General features: G+C 64.8%; 19 protein-coding genes. 7 read left to right on the plus strand and 12 right to left on the minus strand.

Annotated features, from left to right (window positions below):
• Positions 1-58: 58 nt before the first annotated feature.
• The 6 genes from JWQ24_RS16325 to JWQ24_RS16350 form a co-directional block, all read right to left on the minus strand.
• The gene (locus tag JWQ24_RS16325; RefSeq protein ID WP_299810038.1) at positions 59-1309 is read right to left on the minus strand and encodes an MFS transporter; all 1251 of its coding nucleotides are present in this window, start codon (positions 1307-1309) and stop codon (positions 59-61) included.
• Positions 1310-1433: 124 nt separating this feature from the next.
• A complete protein-coding gene (alkB, locus tag JWQ24_RS16330) occupies positions 1434-2084 on the minus strand; it encodes a DNA oxidative demethylase AlkB (protein ID WP_299810040.1) in 651 nt (216 codons plus the stop codon).
• A 7-nt stretch (positions 2085-2091) separates the two neighbouring features.
• Positions 2092-2781 carry a DUF2848 domain-containing protein gene (locus tag JWQ24_RS16335; RefSeq protein WP_299810042.1) on the minus strand — a complete coding sequence of 230 codons (690 nt, stop codon included), beginning with the start codon at positions 2779-2781 and terminating at the stop codon, positions 2092-2094.
• Positions 2782-2929: 148 nt separating this feature from the next.
• On the minus strand, positions 2930-4279 hold the full coding sequence (locus JWQ24_RS16340; protein WP_299810045.1) for an amidase: 1350 nt from the start codon (positions 4277-4279) through the stop codon (positions 2930-2932).
• Positions 4280-4318: 39 nt separating this feature from the next.
• Positions 4319-4651, minus strand: a complete 333-nt coding sequence (locus tag JWQ24_RS16345) for a hypothetical protein (protein ID WP_299810048.1) — start codon at positions 4649-4651, stop codon at positions 4319-4321.
• Positions 4648-5991 (minus strand): acyclic terpene utilization AtuA family protein, encoded by a 1344-nt coding sequence (locus JWQ24_RS16350; protein WP_299810051.1) that lies wholly within the window; start codon positions 5989-5991, stop codon positions 4648-4650. The genes JWQ24_RS16345 and JWQ24_RS16350 overlap by 4 nt, the downstream gene beginning before the upstream one ends.
• Positions 5992-6192: 201 nt before the next feature.
• Between JWQ24_RS16350 and JWQ24_RS16355 the strand changes: the two genes are divergently transcribed.
• From JWQ24_RS16355 to JWQ24_RS16365, 3 genes are all read left to right on the plus strand, one after another.
• The gene (locus JWQ24_RS16355) at positions 6193-6606 is read left to right on the plus strand and encodes a Zn-ribbon domain-containing OB-fold protein (RefSeq protein ID WP_299810100.1); all 414 of its coding nucleotides are present in this window, start codon (positions 6193-6195) and stop codon (positions 6604-6606) included.
• 4 nt (positions 6607-6610) lie between these two features.
• Positions 6611-7750, plus strand: a complete 1140-nt coding sequence (locus tag JWQ24_RS16360; protein WP_299810054.1) for a thiolase — start codon at positions 6611-6613, stop codon at positions 7748-7750.
• 179 nt (positions 7751-7929) lie between these two features.
• Complete coding sequence (locus JWQ24_RS16365; protein ID WP_299810056.1) at positions 7930-8853, plus strand: SDR family NAD(P)-dependent oxidoreductase; 924 nt, start codon at positions 7930-7932, stop codon at positions 8851-8853.
• A 172-nt stretch (positions 8854-9025) separates the two neighbouring features.
• On the opposite strand, the gene ppc is transcribed toward JWQ24_RS16365, so the two are convergent.
• The 3 genes from ppc to JWQ24_RS16380 all read right to left on the minus strand — a co-directional run bounded on the left by ppc (position 9026) and on the right by JWQ24_RS16380 (position 14512).
• Positions 9026-11824: a phosphoenolpyruvate carboxylase gene (gene ppc, locus JWQ24_RS16370; RefSeq protein WP_299810059.1), complete on the minus strand. Its 2799-nt coding sequence runs from the start codon at positions 11822-11824 to the stop codon at positions 9026-9028.
• Between the two features lie 166 nt (positions 11825-11990).
• Entirely contained in the window at positions 11991-13532 is a 1542-nt protein-coding gene (locus JWQ24_RS16375) for an acyl-CoA synthetase (protein ID WP_299810061.1), read from the minus strand.
• Positions 13533-13699: 167 nt separating this feature from the next.
• Positions 13700-14512, minus strand: a complete 813-nt coding sequence (locus JWQ24_RS16380) for a crotonase/enoyl-CoA hydratase family protein (RefSeq protein WP_299810102.1) — start codon at positions 14510-14512, stop codon at positions 13700-13702.
• Between the two features lie 127 nt (positions 14513-14639).
• Between JWQ24_RS16380 and JWQ24_RS16385 the strand changes: the two genes are divergently transcribed.
• The 3 genes from JWQ24_RS16385 to JWQ24_RS16395 all read left to right on the plus strand — a co-directional run bounded on the left by JWQ24_RS16385 (position 14640) and on the right by JWQ24_RS16395 (position 18536).
• Positions 14640-15512, plus strand: coding sequence for an SDR family oxidoreductase (locus JWQ24_RS16385; protein ID WP_299810063.1), 873 nt, complete (start codon positions 14640-14642; stop codon positions 15510-15512).
• A gap of 140 nt (positions 15513-15652) precedes the next feature.
• Positions 15653-17227, plus strand: coding sequence for a fatty acid--CoA ligase (locus JWQ24_RS16390; protein ID WP_299810065.1), 1575 nt, complete (start codon positions 15653-15655; stop codon positions 17225-17227).
• A 361-nt stretch (positions 17228-17588) separates the two neighbouring features.
• Entirely contained in the window at positions 17589-18536 is a 948-nt protein-coding gene (locus JWQ24_RS16395) for an alpha/beta hydrolase (protein ID WP_299810104.1), read from the plus strand.
• Here JWQ24_RS16395 and JWQ24_RS16400 read toward each other — a convergent pair.
• The 3 genes from JWQ24_RS16400 to JWQ24_RS16410 all read right to left on the minus strand — a co-directional run bounded on the left by JWQ24_RS16400 (position 18493) and on the right by JWQ24_RS16410 (position 21135).
• A complete protein-coding gene (locus JWQ24_RS16400; RefSeq protein WP_299810068.1) occupies positions 18493-19455 on the minus strand; it encodes an alpha/beta hydrolase in 963 nt (320 codons plus the stop codon). The two genes, JWQ24_RS16395 and JWQ24_RS16400, sit on opposite strands and share 44 nt — an antisense overlap.
• Positions 19456-19521: 66 nt before the next feature.
• Positions 19522-19773 carry a DUF6489 family protein gene (locus tag JWQ24_RS16405; protein ID WP_299810071.1) on the minus strand — a complete coding sequence of 84 codons (252 nt, stop codon included), beginning with the start codon at positions 19771-19773 and terminating at the stop codon, positions 19522-19524.
• A 108-nt stretch (positions 19774-19881) separates the two neighbouring features.
• Entirely contained in the window at positions 19882-21135 is a 1254-nt protein-coding gene (locus JWQ24_RS16410; protein ID WP_299810074.1) for an FAD-dependent oxidoreductase, read from the minus strand.
• Between the two features lie 248 nt (positions 21136-21383).
• Between JWQ24_RS16410 and JWQ24_RS16415 the strand changes: the two genes are divergently transcribed.
• On the plus strand, positions 21384-22988 hold the full coding sequence (locus JWQ24_RS16415) for an ABC transporter substrate-binding protein (RefSeq protein ID WP_299810076.1): 1605 nt from the start codon (positions 21384-21386) through the stop codon (positions 22986-22988).
• The last annotated feature ends 171 nt before the right edge of the window (positions 22989-23159 follow it).

A 23159-nucleotide genomic window follows, 5' to 3' on the forward strand; every position in this document is an offset into this window, starting at 1 on the left:
GCGGCTATCCCCGGTGACGGTCGTGTAAGGGCGACCACCGCCGGCAACAGTTCGTTACCTAGTCGGAACTTCGCAAGCCCGCCTCGCGTCGCTGCAGCCGCGACGCCGCCAGAACGAGCAGCCCTGCGCCGGCCACCGACCAGCACGCCACCGGCGCCCAGCGCAGCATCGGCGCGTATTCCGGCAACCGTTGCAGGCCGCCCGCCACCGCCGCCATCCGCGCGAAGGTCGCCAGCGCCAGCGCGGAGAACACGAGGCCGACCACTTTGCCCTCGGCGCCGGTCTCGCCGATCGCAAGCGCGGCGGCCACCGCCGACATCAGCATGCAGCCCCAGGCCGCCCCCGCAATGAACTGCGTGACGATCAGCATGTTGAGGCTGCCGGCCATTTCCGCGCCGATCATGGCGGCTGCGCCGAACAGGCCGGCGATGCCCATCACCACCAGCCCGCCGCGCCGTTTGGTGAGGACGCTGGCCGGAAACCTCGCGATGTTGAAGCCGATCCAGAACACCGGCAGCAGCCATTGCAGCTCGCTGGGCTTGGCGAAGCGCAGGAAGAACGGCGCACTGTTGATGCTGAAATGTAGTTGATAGCCGAGCGCCAGCAGCACCATCGCGGCGATGAACAGCATCGGAACCCGCCGCAATGCTTTACCGGGCTTCCGCAGGCGGCCGGTGTTCTCTGCAGCCGAAACCAGCCCGCGCTCGACCCGCGTCAGCATCAGCGCCACCAACAGCAGCACTGCGCTGGACAGGATGAAAGGCAGCCGCGCATCGGTGTCGCGCAGCACGACGCCGAGATAGGGCGACACCGCGCCGGCGACGCCGTAGCCGAGCATCGCGAGGCCGGCGAGGAACGGCCGCGATGGCTTCGCAGCATACTTGCCGAGCAGGGTCAGCGGCGGCGCGCGCAGCGCCGACGAGGTGATCGCCCAGACCACGATCAGAGCGATCAGCGCCGCCTGCGACGTTGGCCCCTGGCGTGCGACGAACGGCAGCGCGACGAACGCCGCGCAGGAGATCGCGGTGAGCAATCCCACGATGAGGCCGAGCCGGCCCACCACGCGCGAGATGCGGTCGGCGACGATGCCCATCGCGGTGTCGGTGACGGTGAAGATCAACTGGTCCAGCATCAGGATGAAGATGACGGCGGACGGCGCAATGCCGACATCGGCCGCGAGCTTCGGCAGATAGATGACGTAGACGGTCCACAGCAGCGTGAACACCAGTTGCAGCACCGCGAGCCAGACGCCGGCGTGCGAAGCGGTGGTGGTGTTCGTCGTGTCGTCGGCCAGTTCGACATCGGTCATATGGCTGCTCCGCGGCAAGCATAGAGCAGCAATAGCGTGTGGCAAGATGATGGGGGCTTACTTCTCCCCTCTTCTCACTTCCTTCTCCCCTTGTCGGAGAAGGGAGAAGAAAGAGCGCTACGCGTTACTGCACTTTCCGAAAGGTCAGGTTGATGCGTTGTGGGCCCATCACCGGATGCTCGCCATCGGCCAGCGGCGCGATGCCGTGATAGGCCAGCCGCGCGGGGCCGCCCCAGACGGCGATGTCGCCGTGTTCGAGGCGGAATTTCTGCGTCTTGTCATTGCGCGCCAGACCGCCGAACAGGAAGGTGGCCGGCAGGCCGAGCGAGACGGAAACGATCGGCGCGCCGAGATCGAGTTCGTCCCTGTCCTGGTGCAGCGACATTTTGGCGCGGGGTCGGTAGCGGTTGATCAGGCAGGCCTGCGGCGCGAAGTGATGAAAGCCGCTTTGCTCCGCGGCGCGGGCAGCGAGATCGCGGAACGACGCCGGCATGGCGGGCCACGGCCGGCCGCTGTCGGGGTCGATCGCGTCGTAGCGGTAGCCTCCTTGATCCGTCACCCAACCCTTGCTGCCGCAATTGGTCATCGCCACTGACATCATATGGCCGCCGGGCGTCACCATGTGGCGGAACGGCGCCGCCTTCACGATCGCGCGCAGATCCGCGATCAGTTCGGTCTCGATGTCGCGGAAGAAGCCGTGCAACAGCACGGCGCCTTCCGCCATGTCTTCGCGTGGCGGACGCTGGTCATCAAGTCCTGCGAACAGGTCCGCCATAGCGACTTCAGCCGAGAACCGGCAGCGTCACCACGTCGTAGCCCGACGCGATCTTGCGCTTCAGCACGGGGTCCTCGATCTCGTAATCGAAGCGCGTCGCCGGGCGGATGCCGCCCTTGGCCGCGAAGGTGCCGCCGAACATCGCGGTGCCCTCGGGCAGCGTCGTGCCGCCAAAGCCCTTCTGGATCAGCTCGGCGACCGGCAGCATGCCGCTCAACGTGCCTTCCTGGTACAGCACGCGGGTGCCGCCGATCGTGGCCCAGGAACGCAGGATGATCTGGTCCCAGTGACCTTCGAGTTCAGCGAAGTCCCACACCACCGGGGCGACGGGCTTGTCGCACATCTGTTTGGAGACGGTGATGTTGTAGGTCTCGACCTTGCGGTCGGTGTGGTCGGAGCCGACGCCGACATAGATCCGGCCGTTCGCACTGACCAGGAAGAACTCGACTTCGCCGGAGGATTCCTCGCCGGTGCATTCGATGGCGCCGTCGGTGGTGAAGCGGTTGGCCGAGCAGCGATAGTAGATCGGCGTTGAGGCCGGCGGCGCGATGCCGATGGCGGCGAGTTCGGCGATGTGGTGGTCGCGCGCGACCGGATCGCGGCCGGTCCAGCCGGCGATCACGCCCTGCGTGATGGTCAGATTGAGCGGCGTCGTGGTGCCCTTGGCGTCCAGCGTGAACGCGATAGTCGTGGTCATGTGGTGTTCCTTTGGTACGAGATGGAATGGCGATGCCCTCATGGTGAGGAGGCGCTTCTGCAGCGCCGTCTCGAACCATGAGGGAGTTCGTGGCCCATCCTTCGAGACGCGCGCGAAGGGCGCGCTCCTCAGGATGAGGTCGGCTGGATCAGCCGCGGATGGATTTTTCCATGCCGGCGGCGAGTTCGAAGATGCGGCGGTCGGATCCGCCGGTTCCGGCCAGCATCAGGCCGACCGGGGCCTCGCCGTCTCGGTGGATCGGCAGCGAGATGGCGCAGCCGTCGATCATGTTGATCAGCGTGCAGTTGCGCAGCGCCATGATGTTGGCTTTCGCAAACACCTTGTCGTCCTTCATGTCGTCGATGACGGGCGGCGTGATGGCGGCGGTCGGCAACACCAGCGCGTCATAGGGCGCGAGGCGGGCTTCGATCCGCGCGATCATCGAGCGGCGCGCCGGCAGCAGCTCGATATAGTCGGCAGCGGTGATGGCCTCGCCGCGCAGGATGCGGACCGAGACGCGGGGATCGTACACATCGCCCTTGCTGGCGATCAGATAGCGATGCCAGGCATAGCTCTCGGCTGCGGTGAAACCGCCCTTGACGCTCATCGGGCCGATGTCGAGGAATTCCGGCACCTCGATGTACTCGATCAGCGCGCCCTGCTCGGCAAGCTGCTTCAAGGCACGCTCAAAGGTCTCCGCCACGATCGGCTCAAGATCGTCCATCGCGATCGTGGTGGGCACCGCCAGCCGCATGCCCTTGACCGAACGCTTCGCCAGCGGCCTGACCGGCTCGCCGGCCAGCACCGCATCCATTGTCGCGCAGCATTGGACGGTGCGGGCCAGCGGGCCGATGCTGTCGAGCGTGAACGACAGCGGCACCGCGCCGTCCAGCGGCACGCGGCGCTGCGTCGGCTTGAAGCCGACGATGCCGTTGAACGCCGCGGGGATACGGCACGAGCCGCCGGTGTCGGTGCCCAGCGCGCCATGCGCCATGCCATCGACCACGGACACTGCCGCGCCCGAGGACGAGCCGCCCGGCACATGGCCGATCTCGCGCTGCCAGGCGCTCTTCGGCGTGCCGTAATGCGGATTGGTGCCGATGCCCGAATAAGCGAATTCGACCATGTTGGTACGGCCGATCACCACGAAGCCGGCAGCGCGCAGACGCGCCACGGCGGGCGCGTCCTGCTCGGCCGGCGCGGAATCGTCCAGCGCGCGCGAGCCGGCGCGGCTGATCTGGCCCTTGATGTCGAACAAGTCCTTGATCGAGACCGGAATGCCGGCGAACGCGGAAGGGGCCGCGTTGGCGGCGCGGAGCTTGTCCATCGCGTCGGCGGCGGCCAGTGCGGCGTCCTTGTCGACATGGATGAAGGTGCGCTCGCCTTCGCCCTTGGGATCGGCGATTTTCGCCAGACAGGCCTCGACCAGTTGGCGGGAGGTGGTACGGCCGGCTTTGAGGTCGTCGGCCAGGCTGGCGAGTGTCGGCTGCGTGGTCATAAGCACGTTGTCCTGTTCAGTTCGGACCGACCCTGTCGGTCACGGCGCCGGATCGGTATCGCCGAAACCTGCGTCAATTTCCAGATCGAGCAGCGCGGAGCTCAGCGATTTACCATGCGCATCGAGCGCCAGCGACCGCGTCACGCCGCCGCCAAGCGCCTGATCCATCACGAAGTTCAATGCCGCCAGATTGGGCAGTTCATAGCGAACCACCGTCCCCGCGACGATGCCGGCGAACAACGCCTGCACGCGCTCGCTGGTCACCTGCGACAATAACAGCGGATAAAGCTTTGCGTCAAAGGCAATTACGGAGATGTTGGAGATGTTGCCCTTGTCCCCGGTGCGGGAGTGGGCGATGTCACGCAGCTTCATGTTGCGGCCTCCACGAACTGGACCCGCGGCGCGGCCAGCTCGCGCGGCAGCAGCACCGAAGCCACCGCCACCACTTCGCGGGCCGATTTGGTGACGCCGCCGCCGCCCGCAGGGCCGTTAGTGTACAGCGTCTCGACCTCGTTGCCGATCCGGACGGCTTCGCGCAGGCTGTCGGTACGGCCGGTGACGCGGACACGGACCTCGTAGGGATCGCCGGCTCCGGCGGACAGTGCCGCGCCATGCAGCGAATCGATGCCGATCAGGTCGAACCGTGTCTCGCTGGCGGCAATGCCGGTGAGTTGCATGCGCTCGCGAACAATCTCCAGCGCGAGCCGTCCACGCGCCACCACGCCCGGGCCGGCATAGGAGATCTGCCCCTCGCCGATGAAGCCATCGAGGTAGCCGACCGAGACCTTCAGCGTGTCGGGGCGCGGCGTGCCGCGGCCGCCACTGACGCGCACGCAATCCGGCGCGATCTGCTCGATGACCACCTGCGAGAAATCCGCGACCACATCAGGCTGGATGTAACGCTCGGGATCATGCACCTCATAGAGCAACTGCTCCTTGCAGGTCGCGGCCGTCACCTGGCCGCCGGAGCCTGTGACCTTGGTGATCACCAGCGAGCCATCCTCGCCGACTTCGCCGATCGGAAAACCGAGCCGCGCCAGTCCCGCCACGTCCTTGAAGCCGGGATCGGCGAAATAGCCGCCGGTGATCTGCCCGGCGCATTCGAGCAGATGGCCGGCGACGGTGCCCTGCCCGAGCAGGTTCCAATCGTCCATTGGCCAGCCGAAGGCATGAATCATCGGCGCCATAAACAAGGCGGGATCGGAAGCGCGACCGGTGATCACGACATCCGCGCCAGCGCTGAGCGCTTCCGCCATCGGCGCTGCGCCGAGATAGGCATTGGCCGACAGCACGCGGTTGCCAAGCTGTTTCATGCTGCCGTCGATCTCCATGAACGGAAGATCGCCTTGCTTGCAGGCGTCAAACACGTCGTCGCCGATCACCGCGGCGACCTTCAGCGACAGCCCGAGCGCCCGGGCAATCTCCGCCGTCTTGCGCGCCGCAGCCAGCGGATTGGCCGCACCCATGTTGGTGACGATCTTGATGCCCTTCGCCGCGCAGACCGGCAGCACCGCGCGCATCCGATCTTCGAGCAGCGGATCGTATCCGCCGTCGGGATTTTTCATCCGCGCCTGCTGCGCCAGCGCAACGGTGCGCTCGCCCAGGCATTCGAATACCAGGTACTGGATGTCGCCATGCTCGGCGACTTCAACCGCGGGCTCGATGCGATCGCCGGAATAGCCGGCGCCGGAGCCTATCCTTATGCGACGCAAAATAGTCTCAACATGTTGGCTTCCCGTTATTACCGGCGAAACCTACTCTGCCGGGTGGCGGCCGCACAAGGCTGGCTTGCGCCGCTGCGCTGTGAGCGGATACGGCCATGCAGCCGCAGCGCTGGACCCTGGAGGCCGGAACGTGGCATGTCCAATGGATCGACAAGCGGGCAAACGATCCGCATGAGGGAGAACACCGAGATGGCCGAAGCCGCGCGCGCGCGCCCGAAACCCACGCCGGAAACCCAGCATTTCTGGGACGGCACAAAGGCCGGCGAACTCCGCCTGCAGCGCTGCGACGCCTGCGCCAACGTGTATTTTCCGCCGCGTCCGTTCTGCCCGTCCTGTGCCTCGCGCAAGGTCTCGACCTTCAAGGCCTCCGGCCGCGGCACGCTGTACAGCTACGTGATCAACCACCGCCCCGCCGCTCCGGGCTTCACGCCGCCTTACGCCATCGCCGTCGTCGAACTCGAGGAAGGTCCGCGGCTGATGAGCAACATCGTCGATTGCGCGCAGACGCCCGAGGCGCTGGTGCTCGACATGAAACTGGAAGTCGCTTTCGAGAAGCTCGACGACCAGATCACACTCGCTCAATTCCGTCCGGCCAAGGGCTGACATCATGCGCAGAAACGCAGTCGCCGTCGTCGGCGCCGCCGAAACCACCGAGCTCGGCGTTATCCCCCACATGTCGCAATTGCAGCTCCATGCCGACGCTGCCTTGAACGCCATTGCGAACGCCGGCCTGAAGCTGTCGGACATCGACGGCATCGCCACCGCCGTCGAGACGCCGCAGCAGATCGCGCATTACCTCGGCATCACGCCCACCTGGGTCGATGGCACCTCGGTTGGCGGCTGTTCGTTCATGCTGCATGTCCGCCACGCCGCCGCGGCGATCGAGGCCGGCCTGTGCAAGACCGTGCTGATCACGCACGCCGAAAGCGGCAAGTCGATGATCGGAAAACAGCCGCGCTCGATTCCCGCCGACAGCCTGCAGGGCCAGTTCGAGGCGCCGTTCGGCGTCTACGGGCCACCGAGCATGTTTCCGATCCCGGTGCTGCGCTACATGAAGACGCACGGCATCACCCATGAGCAGATCGCCTCGGTCGCGGTCGTGCAGCGCGAATGGGCGGCGATGAATCCGCGCGCCACCATGAAAGCGCCGATCACCGTCGAGGACGTGCTGAACTCGCGAATGATCGCCTACCCGTTCCGCATCCTGCAATGCTGCCTCGTCACCGACGGCGGCGGCGCGCTGATCCTGACTTCGGCCGAGCGCGCGAAGGATTTCCCGAACAAGCCTGTCTATATCCTCGGCACCGGCGAGAGCGTGGAGACGCCGATGGTCAGCCAGATGAAGACGTTCGATTCATCGGCTGCGTTTCGCGTCGCAGGCCCGACGGCGTTTCGCGAGGCCGGCATTCAGCATAGCGACGTCGATCACCTGATGATCTACGACGCCTTTGCGCATCTGCCTTTGTACGGCCTCGGCGATCTCGGCTTCATGCCGCACGAGGAGACCGGAAAGTTCATCGCCGACGGCAACACCCGCCCGGGCGGCCGGTTGCCGATGAACACCAACGGCGGCGGCCTCAGCTACATGCATTCCGGCATGTACGGGATGTATGCCCTGCAGGAAAGCGTGCGGCAGATGCGCGGCATTGCGCCGGCGCAAGTGCCCGGCGCAAAGATCTCCGTCTGCCACGGCGTCGGCGGCATGTTCGCCGCGTCAGGGACGGTCATCTTTACGAACGAAAATTAGCGGCTGTTGTCATTCCGGGATGTGATCCAGTCGGCGCAGCCGGCTGGAGCGCAGACCCGGAACCTCGAGATGTTTTGAACATCTCCGGATTCCGGGTTCGCTCGCAGCTTGCGCTGCTCACGCCCCGGAACGACAGAACACTTCACTTGCACTCACCACCATCACCAAGGGAAAACCAAATGGCACAAACCAAATCACTCGACGGAAAAGTCATCGTCGTCACCGGCGCCGGTCGCGGCATCGGCCGCGGCATCGCGCTGCTGTGCGCCGCCGAGGGCGCCAAGGTCGTCGTCAACGATCCCGGCGTCGGCACCGACGGTTCGGGCGGCGATGGCGCAGCACCGGCCGAACAGGTCGTCGAGGAAATCAAGAAGGCCGGCGGCACCGCCGTCGCCAATTTCGAATCCGTCGCCGAAGCGATCCCCGCCAGCAAGATCATCAAGCAGGCGGTGGACACCTATGGCCGCATCGACGGCGTGGTGAACAATGCCGGCATCCTGCGCGATGCGATCTTCCACAAAATGTCGATCGATGCGTTCGAGATGGTCATCAAGGTCCACCTGATGGGCTCGTTCTACACCTCGCACGCCGCCGCGCGTTACTTCCGCGAACAGAACTCCGGCTCGTTCGTGCACTTCACCTCGACCTCCGGCCTGATCGGCAACTTCGGCCAGGCGAACTATTCGGCGGCCAAGCTCGGCATCGTCGGCCTGTCGAAGTCGATCGCGCTGGACATGCAGCGTTTCGGCGTCAACTCGAACTGCGTCTCGCCGTTCGCCTGGAGCCGCATGATCGGCAGCATCCCGACCGAGACCGAGGAAGAGAAGGCCCGCGTCGAGCGCATGCAGCGCATGGGCCCGGAAAAGATCGCGCCTTTGGTCGCGTTCCTGCTCTCCGACGCCGCCAAGGAAGTCAGCGGGCAGATCTTCGCCGCGCGCATGAACGAGATCTTCCTGATGGGCCAGTCGCGCCCGCTGCGCTCGATCCATCGCAGCGAAGGCTGGACGCCGCAGACGCTGGCCGAACACGGCATGCCGGCGCTGAAGTCGTCGTTCTACAAGCTCGACCGCTCGGCCGACATCTTCAGCTGGGATCCGGTGTAAAACTCTCTCTGTCATTCCGGGGCGCATGCGGCGCGAGCCGCGTGCGAACCTCAGCCGCTCCAATTGGAGCGGCGGGGAATCTCGAGATGAGGCGATGAACATCGCGGGGTTCCGGGTCTGCATCAGCCGGCTCCGCCGCCTGCTGCATCCCGGAACGACAAGAGACGCGCACCTATCCGCTATTCCTTAGCCCCGCCGAAATCCCGTTAATCGTGAGCTGAATCCCCCGCAGCACCTGCTCGTCTTCCGCCTCACCGCGATGCGCTTTCAAGAGTTCGACCTGCACATGGTTGAGCGGATCGAGATAGGGGAAGCGGTTGCGGATCGAGCGTTCGAGCAACGGATTTCCCTGAAGCAGCCGGTCCTGCTCCATGATGTCCAGCAGCGTCTCGATCGACAGGTGCCATTCCCTGCGGATACGGCCGAAGATGGTCTCGCGCAACGTCACGTCCTGCACCAGCTCGGCATAGCGCGAGGCGATCGCGATCGAACTTTTCGCCAGCACCATGTCCATGTTCGACAGCAACGTGCGGAAGAACGGCCATTCGCGGTGCATTTCCTGCAGGAACGCCATGCCCTTGTCGGGATGATCCTTCAGCCAGGTTTCCACTGCACTGCCAAAACCGTACCAGCCCGGCAGCATCAGGCGGCATTGCGCCCAGGAGAACACCCAGGGAATCGCGCGCAAATCCTCGATCGCACGGGTCTTCTTGCGTGACGCCGGACGGCTGCCGATGTTCAGCGTCGCAATCTCGGTGATAACAGTCGATTCCCAGAAGTAGTCGACAAAGCCGTCGGTCTCGTAGACGAGATGGCGATAGGCTGCGAAGGCCAGCGCGGAAAGCTGCTCCATAGCCTCGAGATATTCGGCACGCGGCGCGCTGTGCCTGGGCGCCAGCAGGCTTGCTTCCAGCGTTGCCGCAGCCAGGATCTCCAGATTGTTGCGGCCGACCTCGGCATTGGAATATTTACTGAAGATGATCTCGCCCTGTTCGGTGATGCGGATCTGGCCGTCCACCGCGCCGCCGGGCTGCGCCAGGATCGCGTCATAGCTCGGCCCGCCGCCGCGACCGACCGAGCCGCCGCGACCGTGAAACAGCCTGAGACGAATGTCGTGGCGTTCGAACACCTGCACCAGGCCGATTTCGGCCTTGTACAATTCCCAGCCCGAGGTAACGAAGCCGCCATCCTTGTTGCTGTCGGAATAGCCGAGCATGACTTCCTGCACACCGCTGCGGCTGTCGACCAGCTTGCGGTATTCGTGCAGCGAGAACAGCCGATCCATGATCGCGGCGGAGGCCTGCAAATCCTCGATGGTCTCGAACAGCGGCACGATGTTGATGGCGCTGCGGCCGGCGGCACCGACGAGGCCGACTTGCTTCAGCAGCACGGCGACTTCGAGCATGTCGGAGACGCCCTTGCACATCGAGATAATGCATTGGGGGATCGCCGCCGCGCCGAACTTGTGGTGCACTTCGGCGGCCTCGCGGAACAGCGCCAACTCGCCCACGGTCTCGTCGCTGTACTTGACGAACGGAGAGGCCAGCGGCCGCATGCTGCGGAGTTCGCCGAGCAGCAGCGCAATCCGCGCGTCCTCGCCGAGCGCCTGATAGGAGGTGCCGGGAATCGCAGCGTCCATCAGCTCGGCGATGGTGCGCTCGTGCACCGCGGAATTTTGCCGAATGTCGAGGCTGGCAAGATGAAAGCCGAAGCAATCGGCGGCGCGGCGCAACTGGCGCAGCCGGCCGCGCGCGATCACGCCGGAATGGTTGGCGACCAGCGAGCGGTCGATCATGTCGAGATCGGCCTTGAACTCTTGCGCGCCGGCATAGGGCGGAGCGGCGCCGACCGGCGGCCGGCTGGTCTGCACGTCCAGTCTTACCGCGGTCGCGGCGAGCCGCGCATAGATGCCGGATACCGCGAGCCGATAGGGTTCGCCGGCGCGGTGCGGCGACGGATCGGGCGAGCGCTCCGCCAGCGCGCGAACTTCCGCCGAGACGTCCGCAAGGTGAGCGGCGAGCGACAATTCGGAGCCCAGCACGTGCAGTTCGTCGAGATAGAACCGCATCACGCGCGTCGATTGCAGCGCCAGCGTGCCGCGCATCACCTCGGCGGTCACGAAAGGATTGCCGTCGCGGTCGCCGCCGATCCAGGATCCCATTTTGAGGAACGAGCCCATCTCGCCGCCGCCGACGACGTCTTCGGCCTGCAAGCGATCCTCCAGCCCGCAATGCAGTCGCGGCACCTCGCGCAAAAAAGTGTAGTCGTAGAACGACAGCCCGTTGGCGACTTCGTCGAGCACGGTCAGCTTGGTCCGGCGCAGCAGGTTGGTCTGCCACAACGTCAGCACTTCGCGGCGCAACTGCTCCTCGGACGCCTCGATCTCTTCGGCGGTGAGCTGCATCCGCTCGCGCCGGTCGAGCAATGCTGCGATCTCCATCTCGCGATCGATCGTGCTCTTGCGGCGGACTTCGGTCGGATGCGCGGTCAGCACCGGGCTGACCAGCGCCTGCCCGAAAAACGCGCGCAGCTTGGCGCTGTCGATGCCGGCGTCGCGGGCGCGCATCAATGCGCCGCCCAGGGTCGCCGCCGACGATCCCGTGTCGCCGGAGCGCTGCGCGCGCATCCGGCGGATGTTGTTCTGGTCCTCGGCGATATTGGCGAGGTGCGAGAAATAGCTGAAGGCGCGGACGATGCGCACGGTCTCCGGCGTCGACATGCCGTCGAGGATGGTTTCCAGCTCGCGCCGCGCCAGGCGGTCCTCGTCGCGGTGGAAGCGGATCGAGGTCTGGCGGATGCGCTCGACGAGATCGAATACCCCCTCGCCCTCCTGGTCGCGCACGGTATCGCCGAGGATGCGGCCCAGCAGCCGGATGTCCTCGCGCAGCCGCGTATCGGCTTCCAGTGCAGCGGCATCCTCGCCGCGGTTGACGGGCGTCTCGTGGTCGGATGGCATGGTCTTGGATGACACGCGAATGCTCCAGGAAGTTGCCGGCTCCCCTGAGTCGCAAGTTTTTGCGCTGCACGCAAGGCCAAGTTGCAGGCGAGAGGTGGCTGCAGGATGATCAGCTTTGGTACCTACGGCCCCTCCGCGAGTCGTCCCCGCCTTCGCAGCGACGACGTGGAGAGGCCGGAGCTTAAATCACCCGCCCGGCCTTCGCCCAATAGGGATCGCGCAGCCGGCGCTTGAAGATCTTGCCGGAATCTTCGCGCGGCAGATTCGCCTGGATCTCCATCTTCCGGGGCACCTTGTAGTCCGCCAGCGCCTTCTTCAGTTCGCTGCGCACCGCGGTAAGATCAAGGACCACACCGGGTTGCGGCTCGATCACCGCCATCAACGCCTCGCCGAATTCCTCGTCGGGGATGCCGAACACCGCACAGTCATGCACGCCGGCAACGGCATGCAGCGCGGCTTCGATCTCGGCGGGGTAGATGTTGACGCCGCCGGAGATCACCATGTCGCGCTTGCGGTCGCAGATAAAGACGTAGCCGTCTTCGTCGATATAGCCGACATCGCCGGAGGTGATGAAGCCGTCGCGATCGATCTCGCCGCGCTTCTCTGGCTTGTTGTGATAGGTGAAATCCGGATTGCCCGCGATACGCGAATAGATCTCGCCGATTTCACCCTGCGGCAATATCTCGCCATCGTCCCCGAGGAAGCGCAATTCGGCGCCCGGGGCGACCTTGCCGACCGTGCCGGGCTTGTTCAACGCATCCGCGGAACTGGCGAAGGTAACGGCGCCGGATTCGGTCGAGCCATAGAACTCGTAGATCACCGGCCCCCACCATTCGATCATCGCGCGCTTCACATCCGGCGGACAAGGCGCCGCGGCATGGATGATGTGGCGCAGCGACGAAATGTCATATTTAGCGCGAACTTCCGGGGACAGCTTCATCAGCCGGATGAACATCGTCGGCACCATGAAGACGGTATCGATCTTCTGCTCGTCGATAACCCGCAAGAATTCTTCCGGTTCAAAGCGCGGCATCAGCACCAGCGCGCCGCCGAGCCGGCCGGCCCTCAGACCAAACGCGTTTGGCGCGGAGTGATACAGCGGCCCTGGCAACAGCGCGCGCGAGCCCGGTATCAGGCCGTAGATGCGGGCACGCATCTGGTCCGTCGAAGCCGCCTGCTCCGGCGTCGGCGCGAAACGCCTGACGCCCTTGGGATGGCCGGTCGTGCCCGAGGTATAGATCATGTTGTGCGGCTGCGGCTGCCTTGGGCCGTCATAGGGCGCCTGCTCGGCGAGCCAGGATTCCAGATCGATCGCGCCATCGGGCGTGCCGATATGAGCGGGATCAATCTTGTAATTGGCAAGAATTTCCGGCGGCGGCGTCACGCTGAGCGCGATGATGCCCAAGGGGATGGCCTCGCGCAGCTGATGCAGCATGTCGGCGTGACCGATCAGGATCCTGGTGCCGGAATCCTTGATGACATAGGTGATCTCCTCCGGCTTGAAATGCCAGTTCACCGGCACAGCATAGGCGCCGAGTTGCATCACCGCGTAAGCAGCTTCGAGAAACGCAACGTCGTTGCGCATCAGGATGCAGACGCTGTCGCCGGGCTTGACGCCCATCCGATACAACCCGCCGGCGATGCGCGCCGCACGCTCGTTAATCGCGTCAAACCCGCGCTGGCGATCACCGCTGATGACGCCTTTGAAGAGGGTGGAGGACATGACAATCTATCTCTCGGTAATTTCGGATGCCCTCATGGTGAGGAGCGCGGCTTCGCGCATCTCGAACCATGAGGGATGTGACGCTCATCCCGTACGAATGGCTACGCCATTCGCAGGAGACGCGGCCAAGGGGCCGCTCCTCAGGATGAGGACGTACCCCGCGGCTCTCAGCTATCCGCAAATTTCGGCGCGCGCTTCTCGATATTGGCGCGAACCGCTTCGGTCTGGTTCGGCTGGCCCATCAGCGCGGCCTGCTCCACCGATTCGGCGAGCAGCGCCGGACCGGGATCGACGGAGAGATTGTTGAGCATCCGCTTGGCGGCGCGGATCGCGTCCGGGCTCTTGCCGGCAATCTCGCGCGCGACTTCCATCGCGGCCGCGTAGGGATCATCAACGATCCGGGTGGCGAGGCCGTAGCTCAGCGCTTCCTGCGCCGAAAACATGCGGCCGGTATAAGTCAGTTCGCGAAGGATATCGTCGCGCACCAGTGACGCCAGGATCGGCGTGCCCGCCATGTCCGGCACCAGGCCCCATTTGATCTCCATGATCGACATCCGGGTATCCGGGGCGAGGAAACGCATATCGGCGCCAAGCGCGAGCTGGAAGCCGCCGCCAAGCGCAACGCCGTGGACTGCGGCAATCACCGGAACCGGCAGTTGCCGGAAGCCCCACACCGCCTGCTGCGAGTGATTGGCGAGGCCGTGGGTGCGCGCGGCGAGGTCACGCTTCTGGCCGCCGCCCAAGCCCTCGCCGCCGTGCTCCTTCATGGCGGCAAATCGCCCCATGTCGAGCCCGGCGCAGAACGCCCGGCCCTCGCCGGACAAAACCACGGCGCGCAGGCCCTTTTCGCGGCTCAGACGCTCGGAGGTGGCGACCAGCGCCTCGAACATCGCGGCATCCAGCGCATTCATCTTGTCGGCGCGGACCAGCCGGACATCGGCCACGCCGTCCGACATCGACACCGAGACGCGGTCTTCCACACGAGCTGCCATTGGGGCGCTTCCTCCCGAGACTTGTTTTTGTTATCCGCTTTACCGAAAAGCGTTGTCCGGGTTTAATCAATCAACTAATTAACCTGACGTCATCCCCTTAAAGCAGGACTCTCCCATGTTCAATCCGCAGCTTCTGGCAGGGCGAAACATTCTGGTGACGGGCGGAGGTACCGGCCTCGGCAAGTCGATGGCGGCGCGCTTCCTGCAACTCGGCGCCGACGTCCACATTTGCGGCCGCCGCAAGAGCGTCTGCGACGAGACCGCCACCGAACTGATGGACCTCTACGGCGGCAAGGTGACCAGCCACGGCGTCAACATCGCCGACGCTGCCGCGGTCGACGCCATGATCGAGGGTATCTTTGCCGAGAAGGCGCTCACCGACCTGATCAACAACGCCGCCGGCAATTTCATCGCGCGGACACAGGACCTGACGCCGCGCGGCTTCGACGCCATCGCCAACATCGTCATGCACGGCACGTTCTATGTGACCCACGCCGTCGGCAAACGCTGGATCGCCGGCAAGACGCCGGGCAACGTGGTGTCGATCACGGTGACGTGGGTGCGCAACGGCAGCCCCTACGTGGTGCCCTCGACCATGAGCAAGTCGGCTATCCACGCCATGACGATGTCGCTGGCCACCGAATGGGGCCGCTACGGCATCCGCCTCAACACGATTGCGCCCGGCGAAATCCCTACCGAAGGCATGAGCAAGCGCATCAAGCCCGGCGACGAGGCCGGCGCCAATACCAAGGCGCAGAACCCCATGGGCCGCGTCGGCAAGATGGAGGAGTTGCAGAACCTCGCGGTGTTCCTGATCTCGGGCGGCTGCGACTGGATCAACGGCGAGACCATCGCCATGGACGGCGGCCAGGCGCTGGCGATGGGTGGAAACTTCTACCAATTGCGCAACTGGTCCGACGCCGACTGGATCCAGGCCCGCGACGCCATCAAGGCGCAGAACGACAAGGACAAGGCGGCAAGGGGGTGAGAGCGGAGCTCGCTTGCTTCACCCTCCCCTCTCAAGGGGGAGGGTAAGAGGCAACGCCGCAGCGCAGCACAGCCAAAACTTGTCATCGCCCGATATCACCCCCACACTCTCCACAACTATAAAAGTTGCAGGGGGATGCCATGTCGATATCGCAGGCGGCCACGTTGGCCGAGGTCATCCGGCTGCAGGCGCAGTTGCGCGGCGAGTCGACGGCGCTGGTGTTCGAGGGCCGCTCAACCAGCTTCGCCACACTCGACCAGCACGCCAGCCAAGTCGCCAACGGGCTGATCGCGCTCGGCGTCAAACCGTGCCAGCGCGTCGCCTATCTCGGCAAGAATAGCGACATCTTCATCGAACTGCTGCTCGGCGCCATCAAGGTCAATGTCGTGATGGCGCCGGTGAACTGGCGCCTGGCTGCGCCCGAGATCGCCTTCATCGTCAGGGATTGCCAGGCGCAGATTCTGTTCGTCGGCCCGGAATTCGTCGAACAGGTTCGCGACCTCGCCGCACAGCTGGCAGACGTGCGCGTCGTGATGACCACCGAGGGCGGCGCTTCCGAGTGGCAGGACTTCCGCAGCTGGCGCGATGCGCAGAGCGACGTTGATCCGATGACGCCGCTGACCAAGGACGACATCGCGATCCAGCTTTACACCTCGGGCACCACCGGCAAGCCGAAGGGCGCGATGCTGACGCACCACAATTTCCTGTCGCTGCTGCGCATCGCCGAACACGACACGCCGGACTGGAACAGATGGACCGCCGACGACGTCTCGCTGGTGGCGATGCCAGTGTTTCATATCGGCGGCATCGGCTGGGCGGTGTACGGATTGTACCACGGCGCCAAGAGCGTGATCGCAAGGGAGTTCGACCCCAACAAGGTGCTCGACGACTTCGCGCAATACGGCATCAGCAAGCTGTTCCTGGTGCCGGCGGCGATGCAGTTCATCGTCCGGCAACCGCGCGCCCGCGACATGGACTTCTCGAAGCTGCGCTACATCCTGTACGGCGCCTCGCCTATCCCCGCCGCCTTGCTGAAAGAATGCATCAGCGTGTTCAAATGCGGCTTCGTGCAGATGTACGGCATGACCGAGACGACCGGCACCATCGTGGTGCTGGCGCCGGAGGACCATGTCGAGGGCCGCGCCTGCATGCGCTCGGCCGGCAAGGCCCTGGCCGGTGTCGAGATCGCGATCCTCGACGCCAATGGCGCGTCGCTGCCGACAGGCGAAGTCGGCGAGATCGCCACGCGCTCGGGATCCAACATGGCCGGCTACTGGAATCTGCCCGAAGCCACCGCCCGCACGCTCGATGCCGACAACTGGTTGCGCACCGGCGATGCCGGCTATCTCGACGAAGACGGCTACCTCTATATCCACGACCGCATCAAGGACATGATCATCTCCGGCGGCGAGAACATCTATCCCGCCGAAGTCGAGAGCGCGATTTGCGACCACCCCGATGTCGCTGAAGTCGCTGTTGTCGGCGTGCCCGACGATACCTGGGGCGAAGCGGTCAAGGCTGTGGTGGTGCTGAAGCCCGGCAAGGAATTGAGCGCGACCGACCTGATGCGGTTCACGCGGGAGCGCATCGCGGGATTCAAATCGCCGAAGACGATCGACTTCATCAGCGCCTTGCCGCGCAATGCATCGGGCAAGATCCTGCGCCGGCACCTGCGCGATCCCTATTGGGAAGGAAGGGAGCGGCAGGTGAATTGAAGCACTTGCGCTAGAAGTGAAGCTACCCCCCAGCCGTCATTGCGAGGAGCCAACGGGTCCGGCTTCGCCGGCCCGATGATAAACTCCACGACGCGGCAATCCGGAAGGCCGAGAGCGAAGACTGGATTGCTTCGTCGCAACGGCTCCTCGCAATGACGGCTATGGGTGCCTGAGCCCGTTCCCCAAGATCTCTACGGCAGTTCCATTGTCACAAACCCGATGTCACATTCGGCAGTTAAAAACATCCTGTTAGTGCTGCGGCGATTTGCTCGGATGATGACGCGGTTGTCACTTTCGTCACGATGATACTTCATGTCATATGATTGACATGGCCCAGACATCCGCAAAACCCGTTGAATCGATTTGTGCATATCAGCCGCCCCGGCTGGTCCACGCCAATGGTATCGAACTCTGCTACGACATCTTCGGCGATGTCGATGCAGAACCGATGGTGATGATCATGGGACTCGGCGCCCAGATGATCCATTGGGACGACGAGTTCTGCCGGGAGATCGCCGCCCACGGCTTTCGCGTCATCCGCTTCGACAACCGCGACATCGGCCTCTCCTCCAAGATGGCCGGCGGCAAGCCGCTGACGCTGTTCGAGCTGGCGAAGCTGCGTTATCTCGGCACGCCGGTCGCCGCGCCTTACAAGCTCTCCGACATGGCGGCCGACACCGTCGCGCTGCTTGATGCACTCGGCATCGCCTCGGCGCATATCGTCGGCGCCTCGATGGGCGGCATGATCGCGCAGGAGATCGCCATCGCGCATCCAACGCGGGTGCGCTCGCTGACCTCGATCATGTCGACCACCGGCAATCCGCGGCTGCCGCAGCCGGGCCGCTCGGTCGCGGCCCAACTGCTGCAGAAGCAGCCGACGACCTATGACGAGTTCCTGGCGCGCTTCAAGCAGACCTGGCTGTTCCTGCGCGTCGGAAGCTTCCCGCAAGACGAAGCGCGCGATCTCGACCGCGCCGAACGCACCTACGCCCGCGGCCTCGATCCCGATGGCGTCGGCCGCCAGCTGCGCGCCATCCTCGCCTCCGGCAGCCGCAAGGAACGTCTCGCCTCCGTCACTGCGCCGACTTTGGTGATCCACGGCAAGGTCGATCCGCTGGTACACCCCGCCGGCGGCCGCGAGACCGCGGCATCGATCCCCGGCGCCAGGCTGATGATGATCGACGGTATGGGCCACGCACTGCCGATCTCGATGTGGACGGAGGTGATCGACGCCATCGCGCGCCACGCGCATGGCGCGACTGCGATCACCCGAAGCGCCGCCGTCGCCATTCGATCAGTCTCGCGCTGACTTCGTCGGGCTTTTCCTGCTGGGTCCAGTGACCGCTGTCGCGGACCAGATGTTTCTCCAGATCCGGCACCAGCTTCTCCATACCATCGGCGGATGACGGCGGCAGCACCGCATCGTTCTCGGCCATGATCATCAGCGCCGGCACCCGCACCACGGGGTCGAGATCGGCGGAGCGCTCCCAGTTCCGCGTGATGTTGCGATACCAGTTGATGCCACCCGTGAAGCCCGAGGCCGTATAGGCCTCGACGAACACCTGCTTCTCTTCATCCGACAGGATCGCCGGCCGGCGATCCTTGCTGGCCTCATAGGACGCGACGATCTGCGGAAACGCCAGGTTGGGCCTGCCGCCTTCGGCGCCCGGCTTCGGCGGCAGCGGCTTGCGCATGAAGACGTCGAAGGTACGCCCGACATCCTCGGCAAAAATCTGGTCCGGTTCCTGCGAGTCCTGAAACTGGACGACATACATCTGGTCGCCGAGCCGCTTGCGAAGAATTGCGATCGGATCAGCCGGCGCGCGCGGCAGATGCGGCGTGTTGATGCCGACCACGCCGGCAACGCGGTCGATATGGCGCAGGGGCATTTGCCAGACGACAAAGCCGCCCCAGTCGTGGCCGACGAAGATCGCCTGATCGATCTTGAGATGATCGAGCAGTCCGACGAGATCGCCGGTCAGGTGTTCGATGTCGTAGTCCTCGACGGCGTCCGGCCGGTCAGTCGCGCCGAAACCACGCTGGTCCGGCGCGATAACGCGGATGCCGGCGGCCGCGAGCGCCTTGATCTGATGCCGCCAGGAGAACGCCAGTTCCGGCCAGCCGTGGCACAGCACCATCGGCGGCGCGTCGCTCATCGGCCCGGAATCGTAGTAGCCCATCCGGATGCCGTTGACCTCGGCAAAATGCAGCGGCGGCATGTCAATCATCGGGGATCTCCGTCTCTTCCCTCCCCCTGCGCGGCGAAGCCGCGTGCAGCAGGACGCTGGCGCCGCCTACTTCTTCTCCTTCGGCCGCGTGCCGAGATTGGCCATGTTCAAAAACATCTCCTGGAAACGTTCGCCCATCTTCGGATCAAACGTGAACCAGCTCTGCATCAGCGATTCCGGCGAGAACTTGTCGATGTTGGCCATCATCTTTCCCTGCAGCTGATCCATCATCGCGGCCTGCATCGGCTGCACGTCGGGAAGCCCCAGGAACGCCCGCGCCTCTTCGGGCGTGCAGTCCATGACAACGGTTACTTTCATCGAACGCTCCTTAATCAACTCGCCCCGCGCATGGCGAAGCATCCGCAGTATCGCCACGGTCAGCGCTGCGATGCAAGCCGAGTGAAATATAGAGTGCAGTGCGAAGGATCAGCCGAAGCGTTCGACCGCGAAGGCCGTGGGATCGGTGAACGGCGCCACGCCCGTCACCATATCCGCGAGCAGACGGCCGCTGACCGGGCCGAGCGTCAGGCCGTGATGCTGGTGGCCGAAATCGAACCACAGCCCCTTGTGGCGCGGCGCGCGGCCGATCACCGGCAGCATGTCCGGCAGGCATGGCCGCGAGCCCATCCACGGCTGCGGCTCGATCGGCAAGCCCAGCGGAAATAGCGTGCGCGCGACCGGCAGCGTGCGCGCGATCTGCACCGGCGTCGGCGGCGCGTCGCGGCGGGCAAATTCGGCGCCGGTGGTGAGGCGAATGCCGCGGTTCATCGGCGCCAGCAGATAGCCGCGGTCGGTGTCGAGCACGGGGTGATGCAGCACGGCATTGCCGGATGGCGCGAGGTGAATGTGATAGCCGCGCTTGGTCTTCATCGGGATGTTGTAGCCGAGCGGCCGGTACACCTCGTCCGACCACGGCCCGAGCGCCACGACCGCATCGCGCGCCACCAGCGCGCCATTGGGGCCGGCGACGCGCCAGCCGCCGTCGCCTTGCGTCAAAGTCCGCGCGTCAGCCGCAAGGAAGCGGCCGCCCTTGCGAATGAACAGTTTGGCATAGGCCTTGGCCAGCGCGCCGGGATCAGAGATGAAGCCGGGCGCCGGCCAGTGAATCGCGCCGACAAACCCGCCGGACAGGTTCGGCTCCCGGGCCGCGATGGCATCGGCGTCGAGCACGTCGCCATTGATGCCATAGTCGCGATCGCGCGCGAGTTCTCCGAGGCTCTTGTCCATCGTCGCCTGCGAGCGAAACAGCTTGATCCAGCCGGTGCGGCGCAGCAGTTCGGGCACGCCGGCTTCCACGATCAGCGCCTCGTGCTCTCCGAGGCTGCGCTGGATCAGCGGCAGCGCAGCCAGCGCGCTGCGCAGCGTTCCGGCCGGCGACGAATTGAGGAAATAGCGCGTGATCCACGGCAGAAAGTCCGGCAGCGCGCCGAAATGGTAATGCACATCGGCCGAACGGTTCAGCGCATATTTCAGGATCTGGCCGAAATCGCGCGGGAACATATAGGGGAATACCGAGGTGCATTCGATCAGGCCGGCATTGCCGTAGCTGGTCTCCTCGCCAGCGCGCTCGTGTCTGTCGACCAGCACCACGTTGCGGCCGCGCGCCTGCAAATGCAGCGCCGCCGACACGCCCACCATGCCGGCGCCGAGCACCAGCACGTCCGCCTTCAATTCCGCCATCCGTACCCCGAAGATTGATTGTCAGATCGACCGCCTTGGCGATCTCTTAGCGCGGGGTGATGGCAACACCGTGAAGCCACCATGCATAGCGAGATGCCGACCCTGCATCGAAGCAAGGATCGCGCCAGCTGCCCTGATTTGCGGCGGCCAGCGCCGGTAAATCACGCTTGCGCAGAGTACGAACTCTGCCAACAATGCAACCACGGCGCGGGTACCCCTCGCCGGCAGCTGCAGGAAAGCCTCGCCAGATGTCCATACGCCAGGTTTGCATCAAGCTTCATCTTGCAGCGGTCGCCGCACTCATCGCAACCGCGTTCGTGCCCGCCTCCGCGCAGACCTTGCGCTACGCCAACCAGGGCGACCTCAAATCTCTCGACCCCTATACGCTGCGCGAGACCACCACGATCGCGCATCACGGCCAAGTCTATGAAGGCCTCGTGGGTCGCGGCAAGAATCTCGAGATCATTCCCGCGCTCGCCGAAAGCTGGGAGACCCCGGAGCCGACGCGCTGGCGCTTTCACCTGCGCAAGAACGTCAAATTCGCCAATGGCGATCCCTTCACCGCCGACGACGTGGTGTTCTCCGCCGACCGCGTCCGCGCCAAGGGCTCCGACTTCCAGACCGTGGTGCCCGCCGATGCCAAGGCGATCAAGATCGACGAGTACACGGTCGATTTCGTGCTCACCCAGCCCAATCCCATCCTCACCTCGCAGTGGGATGTCTGGTACATCATGGACAGGAAGTGGGCCGAGGCGAACAACGCCGTGTCGCCCACGCCGGCCGCGGCGACCTCGCCGAGCTTCGCCTCACTGAATGCCAACGGCACCGGGCCTTTCACGATCGAAAGCCACCAGCCCGGCGTCAAGACCGTGTTCAAGGTCAATCCGAACTGGTGGGGCAAGCCCGAGCACAATCTCAAGGAAATCGTCTTCACGCCGATCTCCTCGGACGCCACCCGCGTCGCGGCGCTGTTGTCCGGCGAGGTCGATATCATCGAACCGGTGCCGGTGCAGGACATCGCGCGCGTCAACGGCAGCGCCAACGCCACCGTACTGGCGGGGCCGGAACTGCGCACCATCTTTCTCGGCATGGACCAGATCCGCGACGAGCTTCTGGTCTCCAACGTCAAGGGCAAGAACCCGTTCAAGGATATCCGCGTCCGCGAAGCTTTCTACAAGGCCATCGACATCGAGCTGATCAAGACCCGCGTGATGCGCGGGCTGTCGACGCCGTCGGCGCTGATGATCGCGCCGCCTCTGTTCAAGCTGTCGGGCGACTTCACGCGGCCGAAATATGACGCCGAGGGCGCCAGGAAACTGCTCGCCGAAGCCGGCTATCCCGACGGCTTCGAACTCGGCATGGACTGCCCGAACGACCGCTACGTCAACGACGCCGCGATCTGCCAGGCCGTGGTCGGCATGCTCTCGCGGATCGGCGTCAAGGTGACGCTGAACGCGCAGCCCAAGGCGCTGTTCTTCGGCAAGATATTCAAGTCGGGCGGCTACCAGACCTCGTTCTATCTGCTCGGCTGGACGCCCGGCACGCAGGATTCCCACAACGTGATGTTCGACATCATGGGCTGCCGCGACAATCCGGCCAGCTCGCGCGGCGCCACCAATGTCGCCGGCTACTGCAACAAGGATTTCGACGCGCTGACCGACAAGGTGCTGCAAGAGACTGACACGACGAAGCGCGACCTGCTGATCAAGGCCGCCTACGAGATCGCCAACAAGGATTTTGCCTACATCCCGCTGCACCAGCAGGCGCTGGCCTGGGGCGTGTCAAAGAAGGTCAAGCTGGTACAACGCCCGGACAACCAGGTGCTGCCCTACTGGGTCGTCAAGCAGGATTAGGACGTCGTTACCTTGAAGGCATCAGCGTCATGGCAAGGAGCCTCGCGCGCCACGCACACTCCCCTCATCCTGAGGAGCCGCGCGTTTCGCGCGGCGTCTCGAAGGATCGGCCGCAAGCGCCGCATGGTTCGAGACGCGCGCAACGGCGCGCTCCTCACCATGAGGACGGCG

The organism is Tardiphaga sp., from assembly GCF_028290495.1.
Taxonomy (GTDB): domain Bacteria; phylum Pseudomonadota; class Alphaproteobacteria; order Rhizobiales; family Xanthobacteraceae; genus Tardiphaga.

Bases quoted from the DNA above. Each gene is read 5' to 3' on its own strand.
- JWQ24_RS16325 (WP_299810038.1), bottom strand. From the start codon at position 1,309: ATGACCGATGTCGAACTGGCCGACGACACGACGAACACCACCACCGCT.
- alkB (WP_299810040.1), bottom strand. From the start codon at position 2,084: ATGGCGGACCTGTTCGCAGGACTTGATGACCAGCGTCCGCCACGCGAA.
- JWQ24_RS16335 (WP_299810042.1), bottom strand. From the start codon at position 2,781: ATGACCACGACTATCGCGTTCACGCTGGACGCCAAGGGCACCACGACG.
- JWQ24_RS16340 (WP_299810045.1), bottom strand. From the start codon at position 4,279: ATGACCACGCAGCCGACACTCGCCAGCCTGGCCGACGACCTCAAAGCC.
- JWQ24_RS16345 (WP_299810048.1), bottom strand. From the start codon at position 4,651: ATGAAGCTGCGTGACATCGCCCACTCCCGCACCGGGGACAAGGGCAAC.
- JWQ24_RS16355 (WP_299810100.1), top strand. From the start codon at position 6,193: ATGGCCGAAGCCGCGCGCGCGCGCCCGAAACCCACGCCGGAAACCCAG.
- JWQ24_RS16360 (WP_299810054.1), top strand. From the start codon at position 6,611: ATGCGCAGAAACGCAGTCGCCGTCGTCGGCGCCGCCGAAACCACCGAG.
- JWQ24_RS16365 (WP_299810056.1), top strand. From the start codon at position 7,930: ATGGCACAAACCAAATCACTCGACGGAAAAGTCATCGTCGTCACCGGC.
- JWQ24_RS16375 (WP_299810061.1), bottom strand. From the start codon at position 13,532: ATGTCCTCCACCCTCTTCAAAGGCGTCATCAGCGGTGATCGCCAGCGC.
- JWQ24_RS16385 (WP_299810063.1), top strand. From the start codon at position 14,640: ATGTTCAATCCGCAGCTTCTGGCAGGGCGAAACATTCTGGTGACGGGC.
- JWQ24_RS16390 (WP_299810065.1), top strand. From the start codon at position 15,653: ATGTCGATATCGCAGGCGGCCACGTTGGCCGAGGTCATCCGGCTGCAG.
- JWQ24_RS16400 (WP_299810068.1), bottom strand. From the start codon at position 19,455: ATGATTGACATGCCGCCGCTGCATTTTGCCGAGGTCAACGGCATCCGG.
- JWQ24_RS16405 (WP_299810071.1), bottom strand. From the start codon at position 19,773: ATGAAAGTAACCGTTGTCATGGACTGCACGCCCGAAGAGGCGCGGGCG.
- JWQ24_RS16410 (WP_299810074.1), bottom strand. From the start codon at position 21,135: ATGGCGGAATTGAAGGCGGACGTGCTGGTGCTCGGCGCCGGCATGGTG.
- JWQ24_RS16415 (WP_299810076.1), top strand. From the start codon at position 21,384: ATGTCCATACGCCAGGTTTGCATCAAGCTTCATCTTGCAGCGGTCGCC.